Genomic DNA, 22,273 nt, shown 5'->3' with positions numbered 1-22,273 from the left:
GCCTCTGGTTACTCTCGGGTAGCGTTTTTCGGCGTGACGCAGGGGCGTGATGGTTCCCCGTAGTCACAGGCTTGGGGGATGGATCGGAACGTATGAAGGGGTGGGAAAAAATAAACAAAGAAATCAATTACGGCAGGGTCGGGGCGTGGGTCTCGATCGGATCGATCGCAGTGGGGCTGTCGGTGATCGTGGGGTGCTCCGCGGCGGTGACCGGTTCAGCAGTTCCGAACGAATCGCAAGCCGATGCATATCAATCCGAGGTGAGCATTTCGGTGGCCGCGGCGTCTTCGTCGAAAGCAGCAGCAGATGCTGCCGAAGCAGCCTTCGAGATCTGTGAGGAAGCGGTCTCTCGATCGAAAAACGACGTGGTCGCGTTCAACGCTTACGTCGACGCCGGAAATCAAGGCGCGACGGACCTGAGGGTCGAAGCAAGCACTGCTGCCTCGTCTGCGCGGGATACGGCATCGTGGTTCGACTCGGTCTCGAGTGAACTTCCAGCGGCGCTTTCCGGACTGTTCGACGAATTGGCCACGAATCTACGTTCGTCTGCTGCCGTGATCGAGAGCGATCATTCGGCGGATGAAATCAATTCGATCAGCGATGCGAGCAATTCGATTCGCAAGTCGATCTCCGAAGAATGTGCATCCCTGTGACCTGCGGTAATCCGCAGGCGTATGGTTCGGCGTGTGTCAGAAGACGATCTTTGACGAAAGTTTTCGGCGTGGTCGGCTTGCGCTAACGCCTCAGACCATGTTCGCTTTCCCTAATTGATCGTCAAACGGTAGGTGTGCGGGGTCGCCACACACCATCAACAAAAGGAGGACCCCACCGTGGTCGCCGCGGCGGATGCCCAGAACTACGCTCAGAAACTCGGGATTACCACTGACATGGTGGTGCAGGAACTGGGCTGGGATGAGGATACCGACGACGGCATTCGTGCCGCGGTTGAGGAAACCATCGGCGGGGAAATGCTCGACGAGGATTCCGACGAGGTCATCGACGTCGTGCTGCTGTGGTGGCGCGACGGGGACGGTGACCTGGTGGATGCTTTGATGGATGCCATCGGGCCGCTCGCCGACGAAGGTTTTGTGTGGGTCCTCACCCCGAAGACCGGTTTCGACGGTCACGTCGAGCCCAGCGAGATCGCCGAATCGGCGCCGACTGCCGGCCTGACCCAGACATCGGCAGCCAACCTCGGTGAATGGTCGGGAAGTCGGTTGGTTCAGCCGAAGGCCCGTCCGGCCAACAAGCGCTGACCCGGTCCTTTTCCGTACTTTCCCAAGGAATCGCACATGCCTCTCGATGTTGGTGCCCAGGCACCGGATTTCACTTTGAAGGATCAGAACAACCAGGAAGTTTCGCTCGCAGATTTCCGCGGTAACAAGAATGTTCTGCTGGTCTTCTATCCTTTGGCCTTCACTGGGACTTGTCAGGGTGAACTCTGCAAGGTCCGTGACGAGCTTCCGAAGTTCGAGAACGACGAGACTGCCATTCTCGCGATTTCCGTCGGTGCATCGCCGACCCACAAGATCTGGTCGGCTGAGCAGGGGTACACCTTTCCCTTGCTGTCGGACTTCTGGCCGCACGGTGAAGTCGCTCAGAAGTACGGGGTGTTCAACGACAAGTTGGGCTTCGCGAATCGCGGCACTTTTGTCATCGACAAAGACGGAATCATTCGCTTTGCCGAGATGAACGGCCCCGGTGAAGCCCGTGACCACGGACTTTGGGCAAACGCGCTTGCCGCGCTAGAGTCTTAGAGCACTCCCGGTGAGGGTCTCACCGGGAGATCGGGCGTGTAGCTCAGTGGTAGAGCTCTGGTTTTACACACCAGCGGTCGGGGGTTCGAAACCCTCCGCGCCCACCCAGGATCGAGGCTCCGATCAGCATTCCAATGCAGGTCGGGGCCTTCTCTTTGCTCAGGCGGTTCCCTCACTTTCCGTTTCTGCCCACACCTGATTTCGTACGGGCTTCGCTGAGTGCCAAGCCGACGGCGTCCAGGTCGTCGTCGAAGAGATCGGTGTAGACATCGAGCGTCATCGCTGCCGACGCGTGACCGAGCATCTTCTGTAGCGCCTTCACGTTCGCGCCGGCCGACACCGCCAGGGATGCCGCGGTGTCCCGCAGATCGTGCGGAGTGACCCGCGGAACGCCAGCGGCACTGACAGCCTTGTCGAACCAACCCGACTCGGTATGCGAGCGCTGAAGGTATGTGCCGTCCTCGTTGGAGTCATTCGAGCAACCGCCGGCGACCACAACGATGGCGACCGCGACCGCGGCTTTGATCATCTTCACCCGCGCATCAAACCAGACGAACTGGACATGCGGTATAGGTCGAATGAATGGATCGACGAGTACCACCTAGGCCACAGCTCACCCGAAGCTCACCCGAGCTCCGTTCGAGAACATCGAGTCGTGCACTTCCAGCGCGACTGGCACAGCGCCGATCGGAATGTCGAAGACCACCCTTGTCGAGCGCGTGATCCCGGGATTGAGGTCACCGTCGCCTTCATCGTCGCCGTCAAGACTGAACTCAGCCGAGCTGTCGTTGGTGAACTCGCGTCCCTGGTCGTCGACCAATACCTGATTCAGGCTGGAGTAGTACTGGGGCTGCTTCGAGATATTCGTGACGTCCACGTGCACGACCACGAACTGGCCCTCGGCCTTCTCACTGAACATCGACGATTCACGTCCGATGGTGGACAGCCCAGATTCCATGTCGGTCAACACAAATGCGAACTTGCCATCCCGGACTTCGGTTCCGAACCCGTGCGCGGCCGTATCCGTCGACGTCGCTGCCCCCGTGGTCGGCCGGATGGCATCCGTACCAGCTGGCTGGACTTGAGTGGTGGTTGATGTGCGCGCCGAATTGGGCGAGGGTTCATCCCCTCCTGTGAGGGCTGTGCCGATGATGACAACACCGACCAGAGCCCCCGACACACCAAGCACTGCGTTTCTGAATGAATTGGGGTTCTTGGGAGGCGTAGCAGCGAAGGGCTGCGCTTGTATGCGCGGTGGAGCAGGCTGCGTAGCCCCTGTCCAGCGGAATCCATCCCAGTACCGAAGGGTCGCTGGATTCGAGGGATCCGGGTACCAGCCTGGGGGAGTCGGAGTCGTCACCCGCGCATCAAACCAGACGGACTGGACGTGCGGTATAGGTTGAGTGAATGAACCGGCCCTGCCGTCCGGTGCAATGCCGGGTCACCGGGGCTGCCGGCCAGGCCCTTTCACCCAATGGTTAAGCCCCTTCGATTCGAGGACTTCGCGCATGGAGATCATCGTGAAATGGTCTCCGTTCCTGAGGGTGCTCCAGCCGCTATCGATCTCGCCACGGTCGTACGCCGCGACTAAGTCCATCGCGTCGCTAGCAAGGTGTTCGTGATTGCAGCGAGAGCGTCGGTCAACGTAGAGCTTTGGGCGCCGACGTCGACTGCAAACCAGGATTGCGCAGGCGGCATCACGATGATCAACCTCGGGCGGCTTCTTGGCCCATGGCAGAACGGCTCCCTCGAAGTCTGCGAGCGCGAGATTGCGTTCGGGCCGACGCTTCAATCCGCTGTACTCGGTTGATACCCGAACATCGTCGGGTCTGCGATGGACGATCCATCCGAAAGGCTCGCGTTCGGTTATCACACTTGGCGCGGACCACCCGAGTGACGATGTTTCCTGGCTTTCCTTTAGGGCGTCGAACGTGCGTGGATCGAAGCCGGTCTCAAGAACCACGAGGGCCACGTGGCCACCATTCCCTCTGTTTAGCATTGCTGCAACATTCGTTCCGGGCGGAAGCGTGGCATCGGGCCCGGACGTCATCACAATCATGTGGAGGGACCGACCATCGCCCGGGGCGGGAATCCGGATGGCCTTGGGAGGGACGCTGTCTAGATATTCAAGTTCGCTCTCTGGGAATTGCAGAACGTACAGTGCCTTCCATCCGGGGACAATTTCGACATCTGCCATTTCCCATCGCAGAAGTGCTTTCTTGTCGCCTGGCCTCAGTTGGTCACGGACTGCCTTGGATAGTCCGATTTGAGCCATGCCATCCCTGTGCAGACTGATCTTCGAATCGTTGATCATCAACTGAGGGGATAGGTAAACATCGTCCTTCGGGCGCCGTCCCTCGGCCGCGGTCCAGATCCGCCACTCAGCGGATCTCCGTCCGTCCTCCGTTGCCACGAAGAATCGAAAAACAGTTTCATCGGTCGCCTGGGATTCATCGGTCACGGGCGCATCAAACCAGACAAACTGGACGGGCGGTATAGACCGGTCGAATGATGCGTGACTGCGGGGTCTGTGGTGGAACCGAACCCGCGAAGGCGGGGCTTCGAAGACTACTGGGCTACTTGGAGCTTGGAGAAGCCCGCGACATGATCGAAAGTCTCCACGATCGTGCCGTCCTGATCCTTGATGATCAATCGGCTGCTGTAGAGGTCAGCCTCCGCGAACGCGCCGCGAATCTTCCTGGTCGTACCGTCCTCGAATGCAATTGTGATCCACATGCGCTAAGACGCTACCGAGTTCGCGGACTCAGTTGCAGTCATTCGGGGAATCGACAGTATGAGTCGGTGTTCCTGCCATTCCGCAGACGAAGCTGTTCAAAGTCCGCGGAGGGCGATCTCTTCCCGGCACTTCTGTATGTCGCCGTCTACTCCGCGAAAGAATGCTGGATCGAGGCCCTCGTCGGCCGCTGTGCTTCGGGATTCCAACAGCCTGTGCAGATGCGGATGCAACTCGTCATCGTCCATTGATTCGGGTGATCTCATACAGGGAGCCTGCACGATCTAACGTCTCGGCTCAAGCATTACTCTCGCAGCATCTCGCTCGGGTGAAAATGCTTGACAGTTGATGCCCTACTTGTTCGCGTCGACGAGATGTAGACCCCAGTTCGGCTTCCCTCCGCGCCGGGGCGAACGCAACGGTATCAGGACTCGAACGTACGTGCGATTCTTTTGTATGGCATCGACCGAGCCTGCGCCGCGCCGTTGCCCGAACGGGCACGCCACCCGTGCACTCGACCCAACCGGCAGGGGAAGAGCACGATGGATGACGAAGTGGAAACCAGCCCTCAACGCGTTTGCTATCACCTTCGAAGGCCGAATCACCCCAACCGGGACCTAAATCTATGTACCAGATTCAGATCCACCGAATATCTGATAGTCCCGATCGCAACCGACGGCTGGCCTCTTCTCGGCGCACGTCGCGGTAGGAGATCACTCCGCCAGGCACCAGCACATGCAGGACATGGAACATATCCGTTGGATCGGCCCGCCACCGACGTGGTGGCGGGCCGAGCAGGTGGCAGCATCGCGGCTTTAGGGCTTGGCGTCCACGTCCGAGGTGAGGTCGGTCCAGGTTGCGCCTTCGATCTTATTCACCGCGAAGTTGATCGCTGCCGCGGTGTTCTCGGCCTTGCCGTCCGCGACCGTCTTGGTGATCACCTTGCCGTCGCTGTCGGTGCCGACCTTGATCACGCGCGTCTTGGGCTTGCCATCGCTCGCGACCTTTCGGCCGGTCAGGTCGATCCAGTGCTTGCGGTAGCGCAGCCAGTCGATCTTGTCGATCCGCTCCTCGAACTCCGCCGGGGTCAACTTGCGATCTTGGGGGTTGGCGTCCTCGACCGCCTTGAGGAACGCCTGCTCGGCCTCTTCTGCGGTCTGGTGGCTATCCGCGCTGCCGATAGTGTTGATCGCATTCGCGAGAGGGCCGAGTTCGTCGCGGCGACTGTCGTGGAACACGATCGCGAGGGCCTTGAGCGCGAACGCCCAGCCGTGGATGTAGAGCCGACGGTAGGGCTCGGAGTCCTTCGGGGTGTCGTCGAGCCACTTGTCACCGAACTTGTCCTCGAGCAGCTTGACGAACTCCTTACAGTACGGCAGGAAATGTTCGACGTGGTAGATCTTGATCTGCTCGTCCTTCTTTGTGCCACGACTGATCACGTTGAGCAGCATCTGATCCAGGGTGGACAGATCCACGATGTTCTTGGTGGCGGTCTCGGTGGCGCCCACCGTGCGACCGTCGGCGAACCGGTGCTCGAAGATGGTGCCCGCGATCGTTTTGGTGCGGAGTTGCGACAGCGCGGACGAGCTGTCCATACGGGCGACGAGGTTCTTGTTCTTCTTGGAGCCGCGGCCGTTGCGATCGGCGAAGCTTTGCCCCGCGGCCACCGGGTTCACGTTGAGTTCGATCTCTAGGGTCGTGCCGAACTTGTCGAGAGCCTCCGCCTTCTCGGCCAACCCCGTGGCTGCGGCCTGAAACAGCGCCGCGGTTTGAGTCTGACCGTCGGACTGCATGACCGGCTTCTTGGGCAGGTACAGCACCCCGTACAACGCCATCGGGTTGGACTCGTCGACGGCCACGAAGATGGTATCGCCGAATACCTCCGACGACTGCCACCCGCTTACGGTCGGTAGATACGCCGTGCGGTCCCCGCGGATCGACTCGATGAGGTACTGCTTGAAGTGACCGAGGTTCTCCTTCTTGGTGCCCTTGAAGTCGCTCTGTGTCTGCTCATGCGCTTCTTTCATCCCGACAGCCTCCCAATTCTCAAGGGGCGGCGCCGACGGGTCGTAGCGGACGATGTCTGTGAACTGGCGCAGTGTCGGGTGGATGGTTGCAGTGATGCGGTAGCGGCCTGGCGAGCCCTTCAGGCTCAACGTGACACCGTTGATGATGTGGCGCTTGGCTGCTTCGTGTTGGAACTCGTACTCGTTGTTGATGTACGCCTTCTGGGCGTCACCGTCGGTTTGGTAGCGGACGATCTTCAGTCCGCCGAAATCCGGATCCGGCTTGATGTCCGTGTTCTGGATCATCCTTCTCTGGGGGATGGTAGGCAGGCTCATCTTGGTCTCCTAGTTGGTGGTCGGCGGGATGAGGACGGTCGGGATGTCGGGCAGATCGGGGGCGCGCTCGGTGCTCATCGGAATGCCGCCGGCTAGGCGCAGATGCACCGGGATCTCCACAAGTTCGAGGCCGAGGTTGAGCACCTCATTGGCAGTGCGGATCTCGGGCCTGATGATGAATGCCGCGAGCACCCCCTTGACGGGCACCTCGAACTTCTTCTCGAGACGGGTCAGCGCGAGGTAGGTGAGGGCCTGCCCCAGTCCGCTGTAGTCGGCCACGATCTTGAACTCCCAGATGCGGAGGACGTCGGAGCGGTCGATCGTGCGCATGTCGGCTCGCGCTCGGGCGTTGGCGAACGTCCACTCGGTCTTGAGCAGCTTCTCGTGTGGCCGGAAATCGGCCAGGCGCTTGGCGTACTCGTTGCGGATGGCGCATTCATGGGCAAGTGTCTCTTGGGTTAGCCAAGTCGCATCTGTCATATCGTTGCCTTTCTCTTGAAGAGAATTTAGCACATCATGACGATGGTAATAAAGCTCTCTAAGGTTTCAGATGTCACCACGGTATGGAGTGAAGCTTCTCTTGGCTACACCGGATGAACTGGGCACTTGCGTTGTTGTGCTGTCACTACCGTGTGATGAGCGACCTTGCGCGCCCACAGAGTGAACGTGGGAGCCACGTGGCGCCCGCTCACACCGGGCATCTCCGACCGACTGACCGGGCCGAACCCGGTCGATCGGGGCAAGAAGGGATCGAAGATCCACGTTCTGTCCGACTCGAACGGGATCCCGCTGGTCGTCGATGTTTCCGAACCGAACATCCACGACAGCGCCCTGCTGCAACCGATGGTCAGCGCGATTCCGGCGGTGAAATCCAGGCGTGGTCCGCGCCGCTGCAAACCCGGCAAACTCCGGGCCGACAAGGGCTACGACTACGACAAGCACCGCCGGTGGCTGGCGAGCAGGACATCGTTCCGCGCGACCTCGGGCCGAACGCGTGCATCGTCGGCTGGGAGGTCTGTGGCTGCGACTCTGCGGGCTCGGGCGGGCACCGGACGCATTACTGCCGCAGGTGTGGTGTCACGATCCGGACGCCACCGTGTGCTGGTGCGGATCCGCAGACTGACCGTTGGCGTGGGCGGGATTGATGTCTGCGGCGAGGTTGTGACCGGCAACATTGGCGGTTCTCGGGCGCGCGCCTGCTGCTCGCGCGCGGACATGCGCCGCGGGCCCCCGACCGAATGGGTTGGGGGCGAAGTGGCAGCGCGCTGGGTTTGCCGGCCGGGCGAATTCAAGCGGCGGCGAGCAAATCCTCTCCGGCATCCGTGGTTTCCGGGCTCATTTCGAGCGTCGCCCGATCGTGTCGAGATTCGCCGTGTGCGAGCGTGATGGCGAGGTGGATGCTCGCGAGCTGTACGAGCGGCGGGATAACAGAGATGGCGACGGCGATCGGGCCGCCCCTGTTGGTGACGGCGTGTGCCGAGTTTCCGGCAACGGAAACTGCGGTGCCGAGGATCAGCACATCCATGCGTAGGCCCGCGGCCAACCCCTCCTGAGGGTCGCGGCGGCGATGGTCGACACGATCGTCAGGCCGTCGACGATCAACGGAAACGCCGCACTCTGGTCGTCCGAGATCCCGTTGTGCGCGGCGAGGTCGGACAGCGCGGTGAAACTCATCCATGACGCGAGGGCGGTGACCGCCACAGCGCCGACGGCGGTAGCCCGAGCGGGCGTGGGGTCGACATCGGGCAGACGTGAAAGAATTCTCATGGCCGAGGTGATCTCCTGGTCCTCGTTGGTCTGACCACCTACGGGGGGATTTCTGTGTGCGGGAACTGGTCACTCCGCGCCGGGCGGCGTGCCCACGCTTTGCCCACTTTCTGCCCACAATCGCCCGTGAAGTATGGGGGAATTGGGGTGAAGGCGGTTGACGTTATCCCAGTTCAGGACGGGTCGACCTGGGAAAGGGCAGGTACGAAGGATGCGGAAAGAGGGTTCGAAACCCTCCGCGCCCACCGAAATTCAACCCCGATCTGCATGTCGATGCAGGTCGGGGTTTTCGTTTCCGGCAACGAACGGTCCGAAATAGGTCATTCTGGACGCATGTCCAGTTCTCTCATCGAAGTAGCCGTCGACCCGAAGCGTGTGCATCCCACCCGTCCGCACATACATATCGCCGAGATGCCCAGTCTGAGTGTTGCGTTGTTCCCGGGGCAGACGATCCGAGTTCGCTCCCAAGGTGACGCACCGGCGACCGGGGTTGCCCGTGTCTGGGAAATCAATCGAATGCACCGCTTGATCTATCTGACGATCGACTGGGACGGGTAGAGATCGGCTCTGGCAGACACGTGACGGTTGGCCAGGGAACGAGCGTCGCTGCTACAACTACGCTCGTGCACATTTCGGTTCGTTCGTCTCAATCTCGATTCAGTGCGCGAGCCGCCGGCCTTCTCCTCGGCTTCGCTGCTGATCGGGTGTTCGCCGATCCGGGGCGGTTCCATCCGGTCGCCGGCTTCGGTACCGCAGCTATCGCGCTGCAGAAGATTTCCTACCGAGACTCGCGGACGGCCGGAACATTTCATGTCGCCGTGCTCGTCGCAGGCACCGCGGGACTCGGCCTCGCAGGCGAAGCAGCGTCGCGCCGGGCAGGTTGGGTGGCCGTGACGGGTACGACGGCGGTAGCCACCTGGGCCGTGCTCGGCGGGACGTCGCTTGCACGCACCGGCATTGACATGGCCGCGCGGTTGGAGGCCTCACGCGTCGACGGCGACCTGATGGATGCGCGGGAGCTTCTTCCTTCACTGTGTGGACGCGACCCCTCAGTGCTTGGCGAAGAGGGCCTCACGCGAGCTGCACTGGAGTCGGTCGCCGAGAACACATCCGATGCAAGCGTCGGCGCATTGTTCTGGGGCGCAGTTGCGGGCGTGCCAGGTCTGTTCGCCTACCGCGCCGCCAACACACTCGACGCGATGATCGGTTACCGCTCCGAGAAGTACCTCAGATTCGGGTGGGCCGCGGCGAGGTTCGACGACTTGGTCAACATCTTCCCGGCTCGGCTCACGGGCGCGCTGACGGCTGCGTGTGCACCGGTGGTGGGCGGTTCGGTGCTGGAATCACTGACAGCGTGGAAACGCGACGCAGCGGCTCATCCAAGCCCCAATGCGGGCGTCGCGGAAGCGTCGGCGGCGGGGGCATTGGGCATTTCGTTGGGAGGCCGGACCGAGTACGCGCACGGTGTGGAGATGCGGCCCGTCCTCGGCGGTGGGCCTGCGCCGACGCCGAACGATCTGCGCCGCGCGTCGAGGCTTTCGTCGGCGGTGCAGATCAGTGCAGCAGTGGTGGCAGCGGGTATTTCAGCGGGTATTGCCGTATCGATCGGCAAGTTTGGCTTCCTGCGCCGTCAGCGGCACTGACTCCGCTTCCGGCTTCTTACGGCGGCTGAAGGTACGAGCCGGTTCAGCGGGGGGCGCGGCAGGCGCGGACGCCGTTGCCTCTGGGGTCTTCTCGGTAGCGGCGTCGTCGGCCGCAAAGCCCTCGACAGCTGCTTGAGCTGCCTTTTCCTTGCGACGTTCGCGCCACTCCGCGCGAATGAAGTAGGCCAGCCCGAGCGGCGCCATGATGCCGAAAGCCAACCATTGGAACCCGTACGAGAGGTAGGGACCCGCGTCGAGTTGAGGGAGCGGAATCGTGCCGAGACCGCCGGGCTGGTCGGGTTCGAGCTGGATGTACGCGTCGATCAGGTCCGTTCCGATGAACTCGCCGATGGGTTGTGCGTCGATGGAGTAGACCTGCTTCGCGCCGTCCTCGAACATCGGAACTCTGCCGGGTGCAGTGCCTTCCGACAGGCGCACGCGGCCGTTGAGCGTCACCTGATCTGACGGCGGCGCAGCGATGGGCGGTGCCTCGGCGCCGTTGATCGGCCGAACGTATCCGCGATTGACGAGGATCGTGCGACCGTCGTCCAGGCGGAAAGGCGTCAGGATCTCGTACGACGGCGCGCCCTCGATGGACTGCAGTCGGACGAGGATGTCGGCGTCCGGCAGATAGGTACCGGCCGCGGTGATGTTTCGCCATTCGTCGTCCGGTGCGATCGTCGAATCGGAGATGACATCACCGATCGGCACGGTCTCCGCGTTGATCGAGTTCGAGATCAGATCATTGCGATGCTCGGTCTTCGTGTTCTTGCCGAGCTGCCACGGAGCGAGCACGGTGAAGCACAGGTAGGCGAAGAGCCCGACCACAGCTGCCAGTACCAACCAACCGGGCCGCAACAGGAATTTCAGTCTTCGCACACGTCCACGGTATCCGTTGCCCGAATGGGAGTGAATTCTGCTACTGGTTCAGGCCCGCTCACGGATCCAGTCGAGTATGTCGGGAATGGCCGCTTCGATCTGGTCTCGAACCAGTTCGAAGTCCTCCTGATCCCCGTAGTACGGGTCTGGGACAGATTCGCCGTCGGCCTCGGGGTCGAACGATCGCAGTAACCGTCGCCGCTCCGTGGGCACGCCGAGATGAGCAAGCTCACGTTCGTGGCCGGTGTCGAGGGCGACAACCAGATCGGCCGCGAGATGATCTGCATTGACCTGCGCGGCGCTATGGCCCGTCGGATATCCGGCCGCTCGAAGCACGATGTTGGTCCGCTCGTCGGCCTCGCTACCGGTGTGAAACCCCTCGGTACCGGCGCTGCTGACACGGACGCGGTCGGCGAGGCCTTCGCTGTCCAGATGCGCGAGCAAGATCTTTTCGGCCATCGGGGACCGGCAGATATTGCCGGTGCACACAAACGTCACATGGAGTGGTTCAGAGGCGGCCATCGAGAAGTCCTCCCAGTTCGGATGCCGACGATACGGAGCGAAACGCTTGCCGCGCTTCCGCGGCGGAACCGTAGCCCCATTCGACGACGACGGTGGGGATGCCGTACTTCGCGGCGCCGAGGACGTCGTGATCACGATCGCCGATCATGAGCACGTCGGGGGTTCCGCCGTCGGCGGCGAGGACGGGAGTGATTCCGAGTGAGGCCAGCGAATGCGCGATCACATCGGGTTTCGCCCGACGAGTTCCGTCGTCACTCGCGCCGCCGATGAACTCGAAGTGCTCGGCCAGGCCGAAATGCTCGAGGATACGAATGGCGAATCGCTCCGACTTCGAGGTGGCGACGGCCAGCCGGGTCCCGTTCGCGCGAGCCTTGCCCAGGACGACGTCCATGCCCTCGTACACCGAGTTCTCCTGCCACCCGGTCGCGTCGTATCGCTCGATGTACGCGGCGATCGCCCGGTCGACGTCTGTCGGGGTCATGCCGAGTGATCTGAAGGTGTCGACCATCGGTGGGCCGATGACCGATGCCAGCATCTCCTCCGTCGGCTCCGGCTGGCCGACGGCGGCCAATGCATGTCGGAAGCCGCCGTGAATGCCGGGCGCGGAATCGGTGATGGTTCCGTCCAGGTCGAACAGAACTACGGGAAAACGGTCGAGCGGTGGTGTCGTCACGGGTCTCATTGTCCCGGACGGCGGGGGCGATGTCCGCGCACAGTGCCCGACCGTAGGCTGGCCGGGTGAGTACCGGAACGGTTGACCTGGAGAGCTTGCGACATCACGGAGATGTCGAAGCCGAGCCCGGGTTACTCGATTTTGCCGTCAACGTTCAAGGTGCCGGCCCACCGCAGTGGCTGCGGAATCGGCTGGCAGCGCGGTTGTCGACGCTCGGTTCGTATCCGTCGGCTGCTGCGGAACTAAAGGCGCGCGAAACCGTCGCGCAGCGGCATGGGCGTCGACCCGAAGAGGTCTTGCTGCTCTCTGGCGGTGCCGAGGGTTTTGCGATGTTGCCGCGCCTGGATTCTCGCTCGGCAGCACTGATCCATCCGTCCTTCACCGAGCCTGAATTGGCGCTGCGAGAGGCCGGTGTACCGGTGACACAGGTGATTCTGGAGCCGCCGTTCGAGCTTCGGACCGCACAAGTACCCGAATCCGCGGACCTTGTCGTTCTGGGCAATCCGACCAACCCGACGTCCGTGCTTCACCCCAAGGCCGATGTGTTGGCATTGCGTCGGCCGGGCCGGATCCTGGTGGTGGACGAGGCCTTCGGCGACGCGGTCCCCGGCGAAGCGGAGAGCGTCGCCGGTGTCGAGTCGACGGATGTACTGGTGCTTCGGAGCCTGACCAAGACGTGGGCGCTCGCCGGATTGCGGTGTGGGTACGCGATCGGCTCTCCGGATCTTCTGGCTCGACTCACCCACGGCCGAGCCCACTGGCCATTGGGCAGTCTGCAGATCGAAGCCATCACGGCATGCTGCGAACCGTTCGCGGTCGAGCAGTCGAGGATCAAAGCCGAAGTGATTGCCGCGGACCGCCAAGACATGTCCCGGCGACTGACCGAGATCGGGATTGCCGTGCACGAACCCGCAGCGGGGCCGTTCGTGCTCATCGACGTCCGTGACGGCGCCACGATGCGAGAGCACCTGCGTGCCCGCGGTATCGCCGTCCGCCGGTGCGACACCTTTCCCGGACTCGGCCCGGATCAGTTGCGTGTGGCCGTCCGGCCAGCCGAGCAGGTTTCGGTACTGATCGAAGCGATGAAGGAGATCTTGTGAGCTGCCCAACTCTTGCGGACGTCATAGCCGTGCTGGAATCCGCGTATCCGCCGGCCCTGGCGGAATCGTGGGATTCGGTCGGTCTGGTCTGCGGCGATCCGGCCGACGCCGTGACGCGAGTGGTTTTCGCGGTGGATCCGACCGAGGCAGTGGTCGACGACGCCATCGCCACCGGTGCCGACCTTCTGGTCGTTCACCATCCGCTGCTGCTGCGTGGGGTGGACACCGTCGGTGCTCACACGCCCAAGGGTGCGCTGGTCCACAAACTCATCAAGGCTGGGTGTGCGCTGTTCTCGGCGCACACCAATGCGGACTCCGCCGACCCCGGAGTGTCCGACGCGTTGGCGCAGGCTCTGGGCCTGACCGTGTTGCGTCCGATCGAACCCAAGCCGACGCAGCCGCTCGACAAGTGGGTCGTCATGGTTCCGGAGGAGAATGCATCGCCCGTGCGGGATGCACTTTTCGAGGCCGGCGCTGGGCGGATCGGTGACTACAGCCAGTGCAGTTGGACCGTCACCGGTACGGGGCAGTTCCTGCCCGCCGACGGAGCGAATCCGACGATCGGAACTGTCGGCGCTGTGGAGCAGGTTCGCGAGGATCGTGTGGAAGTGATTGCCCCGCGCGGAAAGCGAAGCGCGGTGCTGGGCGCATTGCGTACGGCCCACCCGTACGAGGAACCGGCCTTCGACGTCTTCGAACTCGCAGCGTTCCCCAGTTCACTCGGACTTGGGCGGTTGGGTGAGCTCGACCACCCCGAAACCTTGCGGGAGTTCACTGCGCGAGTGGCGCGCTCACTGCCATCGACCGAGTGGGGCGTTCGCGCCGCTGGAGATCCAGACGCGACCGTTCATACCGCGGCGGTCTGCGGCGGTTCCGGCGACTCGTATCTGGACGTGGTGGCGGCACTCGGCGCCGACGTCTACGTCACTGCGGACCTGCGGCATCATCCCGCGGACGAGCATCTTCGCGCCGGTGGCCCGGCACTGGTCGACGTCGCACACTGGGCGAGCGAGTACCCGTGGTGCGCACAGGCGAAATCTGTGCTCGATGCCGCGTTTGCCGACAATCCGGGGTGGGAAAGCCGGGTTTCGACAATTCGCACCGATCCGTGGTGTTTGAGTGCGCATTAGCGCAGCGCTCTGCAAGGTACGGTTGCACGAACAATTCAAGAGCAGTTCTTCGAGAGCCGTCCTTCGCGAGCACTGCCGACATCGGACTTACAGCAGGAGTTATACAGCGTGAACGTCGAACCACAGGTGCAGTCCAAGCTTCTCGACCTCGCCGGGGTGGATGCTGAGCTCACTCGGATCACCCACCGACGCGGAGCGCTTCCCGAGCAGCAGGAAGTCGAACGTCTCGAGGCCGAGCGAATCAGCCGTAAAGATGCGTCCGTCGCCGTCGAAATCCAGATCGACGACATCGATCGCGACATCCGCAAGCTCGAGGGCGAGGTCGACGCTGTTCGTCAGCGCGAAGATCGTGACCGCACGCTGTTGCAGAGTGGGTCGGTCGGCGCGAAGCAGCTCACCGAACTCGAACACGAACTCGGCAGCCTGGTTCGGCGCCAAGGACTCCTCGAAGACGAGTTGCTCGAAGTGATGGAGCAGCGTGAGGCGTTGCAGGCCGATCACGATCACGCCGGTGCCCAGCTCTCCCAGGCCGAAGAAGAACTGATCGACGCCAAGCGTCGCCGCGACGATGCCGTCGCTGATCTGGACAAGGCGCAGGAGCGTTGCGCCGCCGATCGTGAACGACTCGTCGGCGAATTCCCCGCCGATTTCCTCGCGGTGTACGAGAAGCAGCGCAGCCTGGGCGGACCGGGCGCAGCGCTACTGCAGGCCCGCCGATGTGGCGCTTGCCGGATCGAGATCGACCGCGGTGAGATCTCCCGAATCGCCGCGACACCGGCCGACGTCGTCGTTCGTTGCCCTGAATGCAGTGCAATCATGGTGCGTACCAAGGAGTCCGGTCTGTGAGTCTCTCGCAGGTCATCGTCGAGGCCGACGGTGGATCGCGGGGCAATCCCGGTCCGGCCGGCTACGGAGCTGTGGTGTTCGACGCCTCTCGCTCGGTGTTGGCCGAACGTAAGGAAAGCATCGGAATCGCGACCAACAACGTCGCCGAGTACCGCGGACTGATCGCCGGGTTGACCGCTGCCGGTGAACTCGGCGCGTCGACGGTCGACGTCCGCATGGACTCCAAATTGGTCGTCGAGCAGATGTCCGGGCGCTGGAAGGTCAAGCACCCGGACATGATTCCGCTGCAGCGACGTGCGGCCGAGTTGGCGACGCAGTTCTCACGAGTGACCTACACGTGGATTCCGCGCGCGGAGAATTCTCATGCCGATCGTCTTGCCAACGAGGCGATGGACGCTGCTGCCGGCATCGAAACCGCGGCCCCCGCACCAGGTGTACCCGCAGCGCCGTCCGAAGAGACGTCGGAGCCTCAGATCGCCGGCTCTCCAGGATGGATCGCCACCACCGGTAAGCCGACGCGAATGTTGTTGCTACGTCACGGACAGACAGCGATGTCGGTCGATCGCCGGTACTCCGGACGAGGGAATCCGGAGCTCACGGAACTGGGCCGCGCGCAGGCTTCCGGCGCGGCCGGACGCTTCGGTAACCGAGGCGGTATCGACGCCATCGTCTGCTCACCCCTCGGCAGAACCCGTGAGACGGCAGAGGCATCGGCCCGCGTGCTCGGTCTTCCCGTCGTCGAGCACAAGGGTTTGATCGAAACCGATTTCGGCGACTGGGACGGACTCACGTTCCGCGAGGCAGCCGAGCGCGACCCGGACCTGCATCGCGAATGGCTCTCGGACACTTCGGTGCGGCCACCCGGCGGCGAGAGTTTCGACGAGGTGCGAGAACGAGTCGTCGCCGCGCGCGACGACCTGATCTCGACCTACCGCGGCGCAACTCTGTTGGTCGTCTCTCACGTCACCCCGATCAAGACTTTGGTGCAGTTGGCGCTCGATGCCGGGCCGTCGTTGCTGTACCGCTTGCATCTGGATCTGGCGTCGCTGAGCATCACCGAGTTCTATCCCGACGGGGGAGCCTCGGTCCGGTTGGTCAACGACACGTCACATCTTCGCTGAAGGAGCCCCGACGGCTGATCAGCCTCTGATCAGATCACCAACCACAAGGCACTCACGGCGGCGAGCAGCGTCAGTGGCGTCGTGATGATCCCGAGCAGAGTGAAGGTCGCCAGCGCGGGCGGTGCGCCCGCGCTGGTGGCAACTCGTCGCCAGAGCATTGTCGCGAGAGAGCCCACGTAGGTGAGGTTGGGGCCGAGGTTGACGCCGATCAACATCGCAAGCACCAGAGTTGGAGGTGCCGCCGTTCCGAGCGCTGAGATCATCAGCAAGGTTGCCGGCAAGTTGTTGACGAGATTGGACGCAACCGCCGCTACAGCGGCGACAAAGAGCAGTGAGCCGTAGCTGGTGTCGCCTGGCAGGATCTGCGCAATCCATTCGCCCACCGGCCCGTTCGCGACTCCGGCGACGATGATCCCGAGAACCAGGACGAATGCGCAGAACCAGAGGTCGGCAGCGTAGAGCATCTTGGCGGCGGTCGTACGGTGCCGAGCCAGCGCGATCGCTCCCAGAACACTCGCACCCACCACAGCGATCCAGGCGGGTTCGATCCCGAAGAAACCCGAAACCGCGAAACCGAGCAGCGTCAGTCCGATCACCGTCAGCGGCAGAATCGGCGCAGGCGCAGATCTGGCTGCCTCAGGCGGATCTGCGCTGTCGTCCCGCACGAGTTCGGATCGGAAGAACAGTCGGAAGATCAGATATTCGACAGCGATCGTCACGACCCACGGCAACGCCATCAACGCGGTGAAGTGCAAGAACGTCAAACCTGTTGCGGCAAAAGCGATGAGGTTTGTCAGGTTGGACACCGGCAGCAGGGTCGACGCCGAATTCGACAGGTGTGCGCTGGCATACGAATGCGGCCGGGGACTTGCCCCGATGGATCGTGCGGCCGCGATCACCGCGGGTGTCAGCAGCACGACGGTGGCGTCGAGGCTCAGGACCGCCGTGGTCAGGGCAGCGGCGCCGAACACATAGATCAGCAGCCGGTGCGGATCGGCGAGGGATCTTTGCTGCAGGACCTGGCTGACCCAGCGGAAGACACCGAGAGCGTCAGCGGCGTGAGCGAGAACCAGCACGGCCACCAGGAACACGACGGTAGGCGCCATACTCGTCAGTTCTTCGCGGGCTTCGTCGAGAGTGACGACGCCGGTCAGGAGAACGACGACGGCTGCCGGCCCGGCGATGACGATCTCGGGAAGCCCGCGTGGACGCACTATCGCGAAGACGAGGACGAGGGCGACGAGCAGGATCGGTAGAAGAGTCACGCGTTGGTGCTCCGTGTCGGGGCGACCGTCATTTGAGCAGTTTGTAAAGCGTGTTCAGGTTTCGGGTTGTCGTGAACGCCTTGAACTTCGGTTTGCCGGTGTTCTTGCCGAACGCGCTCTTGACAGTCTGGCCCTTCTCGACCTCCCAATACACGACCCCGTCGCCGGCCGCGACCCGTTCGACCGATGCATCGAGTTGCGCTGCCGCAGCGCTCAATTCCTCGAGCACGGCCGGCTCGGAGGCAACCATCGCGTACGCGTGCCAACCTTCACGTTGGCGGTCGAACGGATAGTTGTCCACGATCGCCTGCAGTGCCGGGACGTCGAGGACGAATACCCAAGCCTCGTAGCCGAACTCGCGGGCCAGGGCGGATTCGATCTTCTTCTTCAGAGAAGGTATGTCGGTGCTCGGACTGTCGAACAGCACGTTTCCGGAGGCCAGGACGGTTTTCACGCCTTCGAACCCGAGGTCGGTGAAGACTCCCACGAGGTCCACCATCTTGATGTTGATGCCGCCCACGTTGATACCGCGTAGCAGGGCCACGTACCGAGTCATAAGGTGACCATAGTGCCGGCCACCGACAGGCGCCCGGTAGCATACGGGGGCGGACGAGTTGGCCGGGCGGCCGCGGCTTCTGGAACCAGCGCGTACCGCGCACAGGCCTGGGGCCGAGGAAAGTCCGGACTCCACAGAGCAGGGCGGTTGTTAACGGCAACCCGAGGCAACTCGCGGGACAGTGCCACAGAAAACAGACCGCCTGCCTTTCGAGGCAGGTAAGGGTGAAACGGTGCGGTAAGAGCGCACCAGCACCTCGGGTGACCGGGGTGGCTAGGTAAACCCCGCCCGGAGCAAGGTTGAAGGTCGCATCGCTCGCGGTGCGGCTGCGCAGGTGTTCGAGGGCTGCTCGCCCGAGCCTGCGGGTGAACCGCTCGAGGCACCCGGCGACGGTGTGCCCAGATGGATGGTCGCCACTCGGCACTTCGGTGCCGCAGGACAGGATCCGGCTTACACGCCGACTCGTCCGCCCGCGATCTGCACAGTGAGAAAAAGAAGACCCCCACCGGATCAGTGGGGGTCTTCTTTTGTTCGAGAAGCTGTCAGACAGGCTTGATGACCAGCAGCGTAGCCCAGTACGTTGCCGCGTCATGGCCCATGAGCGGGAGGAGGTAATCGTAAAGAATTGCGGACATGCGCACTCCATTTTCTGTTCGTAGCTTGTGTTGGGCATTCAAGCAGAACTCACCGTTCGAATGTCCGGTTCTCACCTGCCAGGCCAAGTAGAAAGAATATCAGTCTCACAGCGATCTACAAGCTTCTATCTCACTCTGATGTCACACTGTGGATATGACTGATGAAGATCGACTCTGGTACTTCGACGTGTCCGACGGTTCCGTCACGCAGGGAAAGGGTGCGTCCTCGCTGACGAGGATGGGGCCGTACCCTGATCGGGACTCTGCCGAGCATGCATTGAAGATCGCTGCCGAACGCAACAAAGCCGCCGATCGGGCAGACGAAGACTGGAACAACTGAGACTGGAACAACTGGAACAACTGGAACAACTGGAACAACTGGAACCGGTACAGCTGCTACACCGGCCCGAACCGATCATGGAGGATGCGTGCCCGCAAGTCGAATGATGGTGCAGGGAATCGACTTCGGAGTGGTTCGGGCGGAGTTCGACTTGCCAGGAGCATTCTCGGCCGCGGCGCAGGCCGAGGCCGAGAATGCCGTGGATCGTTTCAGTGCCGGGCGTGTCGACGAAACGGGTATCGCCTTCGCGACCATCGACCCTCCCGGATCGATGGACCTCGACCAGGCAGTGCACATCGAGAAGACCTCGACCGGGTACGTCGTGCACTACGCGATCGCCGACGTCGCGGCGGTGGTGACGCCAGGTGGTGCGCTCGACATCGAAACCCGCAAGCGTGGCCAAACCTTCTATCTCCCGGATGGTTCCGTTCCGCTGCATCCTCGAGCGTTGTCGGAGGGATCGGCGAGTCTGCTGCCGGACGTGGTTCGCCCCGCCGTGCTGTGGCGTATCGAGTTGGATGCCCAAGCCGAGCCCACGTCGTGGCAGGTGAGACGCGCTCTGGTGAAATCGGTGGCGCGTCTGGACTATTCGACCGTGCAGTGCGACGCGGATTCGGGCACCTTGCACCCGTCGATAGCCGCACTACCGGAGTTCGGACGATTGCGCAGTGCCTCGGCGGTTGCCAGGGGCGCCATCGAGCTGAAACTGCCCGAGCAGTCAGTGGTTCGAGAGCAGCCAGAGGACGAGTCCCCGGTTCGCTGGCGGATCGAGTTGGAGCCACGCACCGAAGCTGACGACTGGAACGCAGAAGTCTCGCTGCTCACGGGGATGTGCGCCGGGCGCATGATGATCGACGCAGGTATCGGGTTGCTTCGCACTCTTCCTCCAGCCGAGACGTCTGCCGTGCAGACCCTGCGGAGAACTGCAGTGGCGCTGGGTATCACGTGGCCGGAGGGGCAAAGCGTCGGGCAGATTCTTGCCGGCCTCGACTCCAACGAGCCGTCGACGATGGCACTGATGTCGGTTGCGCCGTCGTTGCTGCGCGGCGCAGACTACGCGGCCTTCGACGGCCGACTACCGGAGTTGACGGTGCATGCGGGGATCGGAGCGCCCTACGCTCACGTGACGGCTCCGCTGCGGCGCTTGTCCGATCGCTTCAGCACCGAGGTGTGTCTGGCGATCACAGCTGGTACGCCGGTACCGGAATGGGCGCGCACCGCCCTTCCCGAGTTGCCCGACATCATGAGTGGATCCGACTCACTGGCGAACAAGGTCGACCGCGCGTGCATCGATCTCACCGAGTCCACCTTGCTCGACGGCCGGGTCGGCGAGGTTTTCGACGCGGTAGTGATGCGCGCCAAAGATGGAAAGCGCTCGGCGGAAGTATTTGTCCCGTCGGTCGCGGTGATCGCGAAATGCGTCGGAACGCCCGACGACGGTGAGCGCGCGAAGGTGCGGCTCACCGCCGTCGACACCGTCAAACGGACGGTGGAATTCACATTCCCGGCGTAGGGAGTTACCGGTAAGAATCGGTGGCTTCCACCAGGTGATGCACGATGCCGGGCTCCATGGCGGAGTGTCCGGCGTCGTCGACGATCACGAGCTTGGATTCGGGCCACGCCTTGTGCAGCGCCCAGGCGCTGGTGGCCGGGCAGACGACGTCGTAGCGGCCCTGGACGATCGTCCCCGGAATGCCCTGCAGTGCGGAGCTTTTGCGTAGGAGTTGGTTCTCGTCGAAGAACCCGCCGTTGACGAAGTAGTGGTTCTCGATGCGGGCGAAGGCCAAGGCGAACCTGGTCTCGGAGTTCTGTTCGATCTTGTCGGCCTGTGGGTACAGGTAGCTTGTCGATCCTTCCCAGGCAGACCAGGCGATGGCTGCGCGGGCCGCGACGTCGGGGTCTTCGGAATGGAGCAGTTGGTGATAGACGGCGACGAGGTCTTCGCCGCGCTGCGCCTCGGGTACCGGTTCGAGGAATTTGTCCCAGCGCTCCGGGAAGATGTTTCCCGCGCCGCCGTTGTAATACCAGTCGATTTCGCTGCGACGCAGGAGGAAGATCCCGCGCAGGACCAGTTCCGTGACACGCGTGGGAAACGCCTCGGCGTAGGCGATGGACAGTGTGGAACCCCAGGACCCGCCGAAGACCATCCACTTGTCGATCGAAAGATGTTCACGCAGGGCTTCGATGTCGCCCAGCAGCTTGTCCGTCGTGTTCACCGACAGATCTGCGCCGTCGGCTACGTGCGGGGTGGATCGACCGCAGCCGCGCTGGTCGAGTAGAACGATGCGGTAGGCAGCCGGATCGAAGAACTGCCGCACCGCCGGTTGCGCGCCGCCGCCGGGACCGCCGTGCAGGAACACCACCGGCTTGCCGTCCGGATTTCCGCTCACTTCCCAGTACATGCTCTGGCCGTCACCGACGTCGAGGAAACCGGTCACAAACGGCTCGATCGGAGGATAGAGATTCCGACGAGCAGACGGCTGTGCTGATGTTTCGGTCATCAGAAGCCCACCAGGCCGGAGGCGAGATCGGGGATTTCGAGTGCGGAAATTGCACCGGTGCGGACGTCGGGGCACGCGGCCGAGGTTGCCGCGTCGATACTTTCGCGGTTCTGGGCGAGATCGAGCAGGTTGATGCCGTTCTGCGTCGCCCACGTGATGACGATCGTGTTCAGTCCGCCCTTGCCGAGCGTCGGGGTGACAGTACGCCAGTTCTGCAGCTGCCCTTCCATATCCGAGCACAACTGCTGGACCTGCGCGTCGGTGAAGGTCGTGCCGGACGCGGACGTTGTTGCCGGCGCCGTCGTGGTGGAACTCGCGGGCGTAGTGCTGCTGGGCGCGGGAGAGTTGGTGGACCCTCCCGCGCATCCGCTCAGCACCGTGACGAGAGCTGCCGCGCCGACTACAGCTGCGGCAGTGAAACTTCGACGGTTACCGATCATTGAACGCACCCCTGGCTGGTTG

25 protein-coding genes, 1 tRNA gene, 1 other RNA gene and 3 pseudogenes are annotated in these 22,273 nt (G+C 62.9%); 14 read left to right on the top strand and 16 right to left on the bottom strand.

Annotated features, from left to right (window positions below; all coding sequences use genetic code 11):
- Positions 1 to 92: 92 nt before the first annotated feature.
- The 4 genes from ACSW29_RS27765 (at position 93) to ACSW29_RS27750 (ending at position 1,861) form a co-directional block, all read left to right on the top strand.
- Positions 93 to 653: a hypothetical protein gene (locus ACSW29_RS27765; RefSeq protein ID WP_448278832.1), complete on the top strand. Its 561-nt coding sequence runs from the start codon at positions 93 to 95 to the stop codon at positions 651 to 653.
- Positions 654 to 830: 177 nt separating this feature from the next.
- Positions 831 to 1,256: a DUF3052 domain-containing protein gene (locus ACSW29_RS27760; RefSeq protein ID WP_230813801.1), complete on the top strand. Its 426-nt coding sequence runs from the start codon at positions 831 to 833 to the stop codon at positions 1,254 to 1,256.
- A gap of 36 nt (positions 1,257 to 1,292) precedes the next feature.
- Positions 1,293 to 1,757, top strand: coding sequence for a peroxiredoxin (locus tag ACSW29_RS27755; protein WP_230813799.1), 465 nt, complete (start codon positions 1,293 to 1,295; stop codon positions 1,755 to 1,757).
- Positions 1,758 to 1,789: 32 nt separating this feature from the next.
- Positions 1,790 to 1,861, top strand: a tRNA-Val gene (locus tag ACSW29_RS27750).
- Between the two features lie 68 nt (positions 1,862 to 1,929).
- On the opposite strand, the pseudogene ACSW29_RS27745 reads toward ACSW29_RS27750, so the two are convergent.
- The 7 genes and pseudogenes from ACSW29_RS27745 to ACSW29_RS27715 form a co-directional block, all read right to left on the bottom strand.
- Positions 1,930 to 2,220 (bottom strand): annotated as a pseudogene (locus ACSW29_RS27745) (tyrosine-type recombinase/integrase); the annotation flags it as partial.
- Positions 2,221 to 2,370: 150 nt separating this feature from the next.
- Entirely contained in the window at positions 2,371 to 2,937 is a 567-nt protein-coding gene (locus tag ACSW29_RS27740) for a DUF4352 domain-containing protein (protein WP_448278951.1), read from the bottom strand.
- An 81-nt stretch (positions 2,938 to 3,018) separates the two neighbouring features.
- Positions 3,019 to 3,117: pseudogene (locus ACSW29_RS27735) on the bottom strand (DUF2510 domain-containing protein); the annotation flags it as partial.
- 81 nt (positions 3,118 to 3,198) lie between these two features.
- Positions 3,199 to 4,218, bottom strand: coding sequence for a hypothetical protein (locus tag ACSW29_RS27730; protein WP_448278831.1), 1,020 nt, complete (start codon positions 4,216 to 4,218; stop codon positions 3,199 to 3,201).
- A gap of 107 nt (positions 4,219 to 4,325) precedes the next feature.
- The gene (locus ACSW29_RS27725; protein ID WP_448278830.1) at positions 4,326 to 4,493 is read right to left on the bottom strand and encodes a hypothetical protein; all 168 of its coding nucleotides are present in this window, start codon (positions 4,491 to 4,493) and stop codon (positions 4,326 to 4,328) included.
- An 813-nt stretch (positions 4,494 to 5,306) separates the two neighbouring features.
- Positions 5,307 to 6,833 carry a hypothetical protein gene (locus ACSW29_RS27720; protein WP_448278829.1) on the bottom strand — a complete coding sequence of 509 codons (1,527 nt, stop codon included), beginning with the start codon at positions 6,831 to 6,833 and terminating at the stop codon, positions 5,307 to 5,309.
- 9 nt (positions 6,834 to 6,842) lie between these two features.
- The gene (locus ACSW29_RS27715; RefSeq protein ID WP_448278828.1) at positions 6,843 to 7,313 is read right to left on the bottom strand and encodes a hypothetical protein; all 471 of its coding nucleotides are present in this window, start codon (positions 7,311 to 7,313) and stop codon (positions 6,843 to 6,845) included.
- A 231-nt stretch (positions 7,314 to 7,544) separates the two neighbouring features.
- On the opposite strand from ACSW29_RS27715, the pseudogene ACSW29_RS27710 reads away from it, so the two are divergent.
- A pseudogene (locus ACSW29_RS27710) lies at positions 7,545 to 7,810 on the top strand (transposase); the annotation flags it as partial.
- Between the two features lie 311 nt (positions 7,811 to 8,121).
- Here the strand turns inward: ACSW29_RS27710 and ACSW29_RS27705 are convergent.
- A complete protein-coding gene (locus ACSW29_RS27705; protein WP_448278827.1) occupies positions 8,122 to 8,358 on the bottom strand; it encodes a hypothetical protein in 237 nt (78 codons plus the stop codon).
- A complete protein-coding gene (locus ACSW29_RS27700; protein ID WP_448278826.1) occupies positions 8,346 to 8,600 on the bottom strand; it encodes a DUF2637 domain-containing protein in 255 nt (84 codons plus the stop codon). The genes ACSW29_RS27705 and ACSW29_RS27700 overlap by 13 nt, the downstream gene beginning before the upstream one ends.
- Before the next feature lie 333 nt (positions 8,601 to 8,933).
- On the opposite strand from ACSW29_RS27700, the gene ACSW29_RS27695 reads away from it, so the two are divergent.
- Together ACSW29_RS27695 and ACSW29_RS27690 are read left to right on the top strand one after the other, a co-directional pair.
- Positions 8,934 to 9,158: a hypothetical protein gene (locus ACSW29_RS27695; protein WP_317826297.1), complete on the top strand. Its 225-nt coding sequence runs from the start codon at positions 8,934 to 8,936 to the stop codon at positions 9,156 to 9,158.
- Positions 9,159 to 9,223: 65 nt separating this feature from the next.
- Positions 9,224 to 10,243 carry a cobalamin biosynthesis protein gene (locus tag ACSW29_RS27690; protein WP_448278825.1) on the top strand — a complete coding sequence of 340 codons (1,020 nt, stop codon included), beginning with the start codon at positions 9,224 to 9,226 and terminating at the stop codon, positions 10,241 to 10,243.
- Here the strand turns inward: ACSW29_RS27690 and ACSW29_RS27685 are convergent.
- The 3 genes from ACSW29_RS27685 to ACSW29_RS27675 are packed head-to-tail and all read right to left on the bottom strand — an operon-like array spanning position 10,184 to position 12,326.
- Positions 10,184 to 11,122: an SURF1 family cytochrome oxidase biogenesis protein gene (locus tag ACSW29_RS27685; RefSeq protein WP_347873071.1), complete on the bottom strand. Its 939-nt coding sequence runs from the start codon at positions 11,120 to 11,122 to the stop codon at positions 10,184 to 10,186. The genes ACSW29_RS27690 and ACSW29_RS27685 overlap by 60 nt on opposite strands.
- Positions 11,123 to 11,170: 48 nt before the next feature.
- Positions 11,171 to 11,644: a low molecular weight protein-tyrosine-phosphatase gene (locus ACSW29_RS27680; protein WP_317826299.1), complete on the bottom strand. Its 474-nt coding sequence runs from the start codon at positions 11,642 to 11,644 to the stop codon at positions 11,171 to 11,173.
- On the bottom strand, positions 11,631 to 12,326 hold the full coding sequence (locus tag ACSW29_RS27675; RefSeq protein WP_448278824.1) for an HAD hydrolase-like protein: 696 nt from the start codon (positions 12,324 to 12,326) through the stop codon (positions 11,631 to 11,633). The genes ACSW29_RS27680 and ACSW29_RS27675 overlap by 14 nt, the downstream gene beginning before the upstream one ends.
- 56 nt (positions 12,327 to 12,382) lie before the next feature.
- On the opposite strand from ACSW29_RS27675, the gene cobC reads away from it, so the two are divergent.
- From cobC to ACSW29_RS27655, 4 genes are all read left to right on the top strand, one after another.
- Complete coding sequence (cobC, locus tag ACSW29_RS27670; protein WP_448278823.1) at positions 12,383 to 13,417, top strand: Rv2231c family pyridoxal phosphate-dependent protein CobC; 1,035 nt, start codon at positions 12,383 to 12,385, stop codon at positions 13,415 to 13,417.
- Entirely contained in the window at positions 13,414 to 14,547 is a 1,134-nt protein-coding gene (locus tag ACSW29_RS27665; protein WP_448278822.1) for a Nif3-like dinuclear metal center hexameric protein, read from the top strand. Before cobC ends, ACSW29_RS27665 begins: the two co-directional genes overlap by 4 nt.
- Positions 14,548 to 14,655: 108 nt before the next feature.
- Complete coding sequence (locus ACSW29_RS27660; protein WP_230813783.1) at positions 14,656 to 15,393, top strand: zinc ribbon domain-containing protein; 738 nt, start codon at positions 14,656 to 14,658, stop codon at positions 15,391 to 15,393.
- On the top strand, positions 15,390 to 16,514 hold the full coding sequence (locus tag ACSW29_RS27655; RefSeq protein WP_448278821.1) for a bifunctional RNase H/acid phosphatase: 1,125 nt from the start codon (positions 15,390 to 15,392) through the stop codon (positions 16,512 to 16,514). The genes ACSW29_RS27660 and ACSW29_RS27655 overlap by 4 nt, the downstream gene beginning before the upstream one ends.
- Before the next feature lie 29 nt (positions 16,515 to 16,543).
- Here the strand turns inward: ACSW29_RS27655 and ACSW29_RS27650 are convergent, their stop codons facing one another.
- A complete protein-coding gene (locus tag ACSW29_RS27650) occupies positions 16,544 to 17,779 on the bottom strand; it encodes an SLC13 family permease (protein WP_448278820.1) in 1,236 nt (411 codons plus the stop codon).
- 28 nt (positions 17,780 to 17,807) lie between these two features.
- Complete coding sequence (locus ACSW29_RS27645; protein ID WP_448278819.1) at positions 17,808 to 18,335, bottom strand: DUF1697 domain-containing protein; 528 nt, start codon at positions 18,333 to 18,335, stop codon at positions 17,808 to 17,810.
- A 54-nt stretch (positions 18,336 to 18,389) separates the two neighbouring features.
- Here ACSW29_RS27645 and rnpB point away from each other — a divergent pair.
- The 3 genes from rnpB to ACSW29_RS27630 all read left to right on the top strand — a co-directional run bounded on the left by rnpB (position 18,390) and on the right by ACSW29_RS27630 (position 20,823).
- An RNA gene (gene rnpB, locus ACSW29_RS27640) (RNase P RNA component class A) lies at positions 18,390 to 18,804 on the top strand.
- A 320-nt stretch (positions 18,805 to 19,124) separates the two neighbouring features.
- Positions 19,125 to 19,310, top strand: coding sequence for a hypothetical protein (locus tag ACSW29_RS27635; protein ID WP_007735457.1), 186 nt, complete (start codon positions 19,125 to 19,127; stop codon positions 19,308 to 19,310).
- A gap of 103 nt (positions 19,311 to 19,413) precedes the next feature.
- Positions 19,414 to 20,823, top strand: coding sequence for an RNB domain-containing ribonuclease (locus tag ACSW29_RS27630; protein ID WP_448278950.1), 1,410 nt, complete (start codon positions 19,414 to 19,416; stop codon positions 20,821 to 20,823).
- Between the two features lie 4 nt (positions 20,824 to 20,827).
- Here ACSW29_RS27630 and pip read toward each other — a convergent pair whose 3' ends face one another.
- Together pip and ACSW29_RS27620 are read right to left on the bottom strand one after the other, a co-directional pair.
- Positions 20,828 to 21,811: a prolyl aminopeptidase gene (gene pip / locus ACSW29_RS27625; protein ID WP_317826307.1), complete on the bottom strand. Its 984-nt coding sequence runs from the start codon at positions 21,809 to 21,811 to the stop codon at positions 20,828 to 20,830.
- The gene (locus ACSW29_RS27620; protein WP_448278818.1) at positions 21,811 to 22,251 is read right to left on the bottom strand and encodes a hypothetical protein; all 441 of its coding nucleotides are present in this window, start codon (positions 22,249 to 22,251) and stop codon (positions 21,811 to 21,813) included. Before ACSW29_RS27620 ends, pip begins: the two co-directional genes overlap by 1 nt.
- Positions 22,252 to 22,273 lie beyond the last annotated feature (22 nt).

Source organism: Rhodococcus sp. GB-02 (assembly GCF_053470465.1).
The sequence above is the reverse complement of the archived record's forward strand: the minus strand, read 5'-3'. Positions and strand labels throughout refer to the sequence as shown.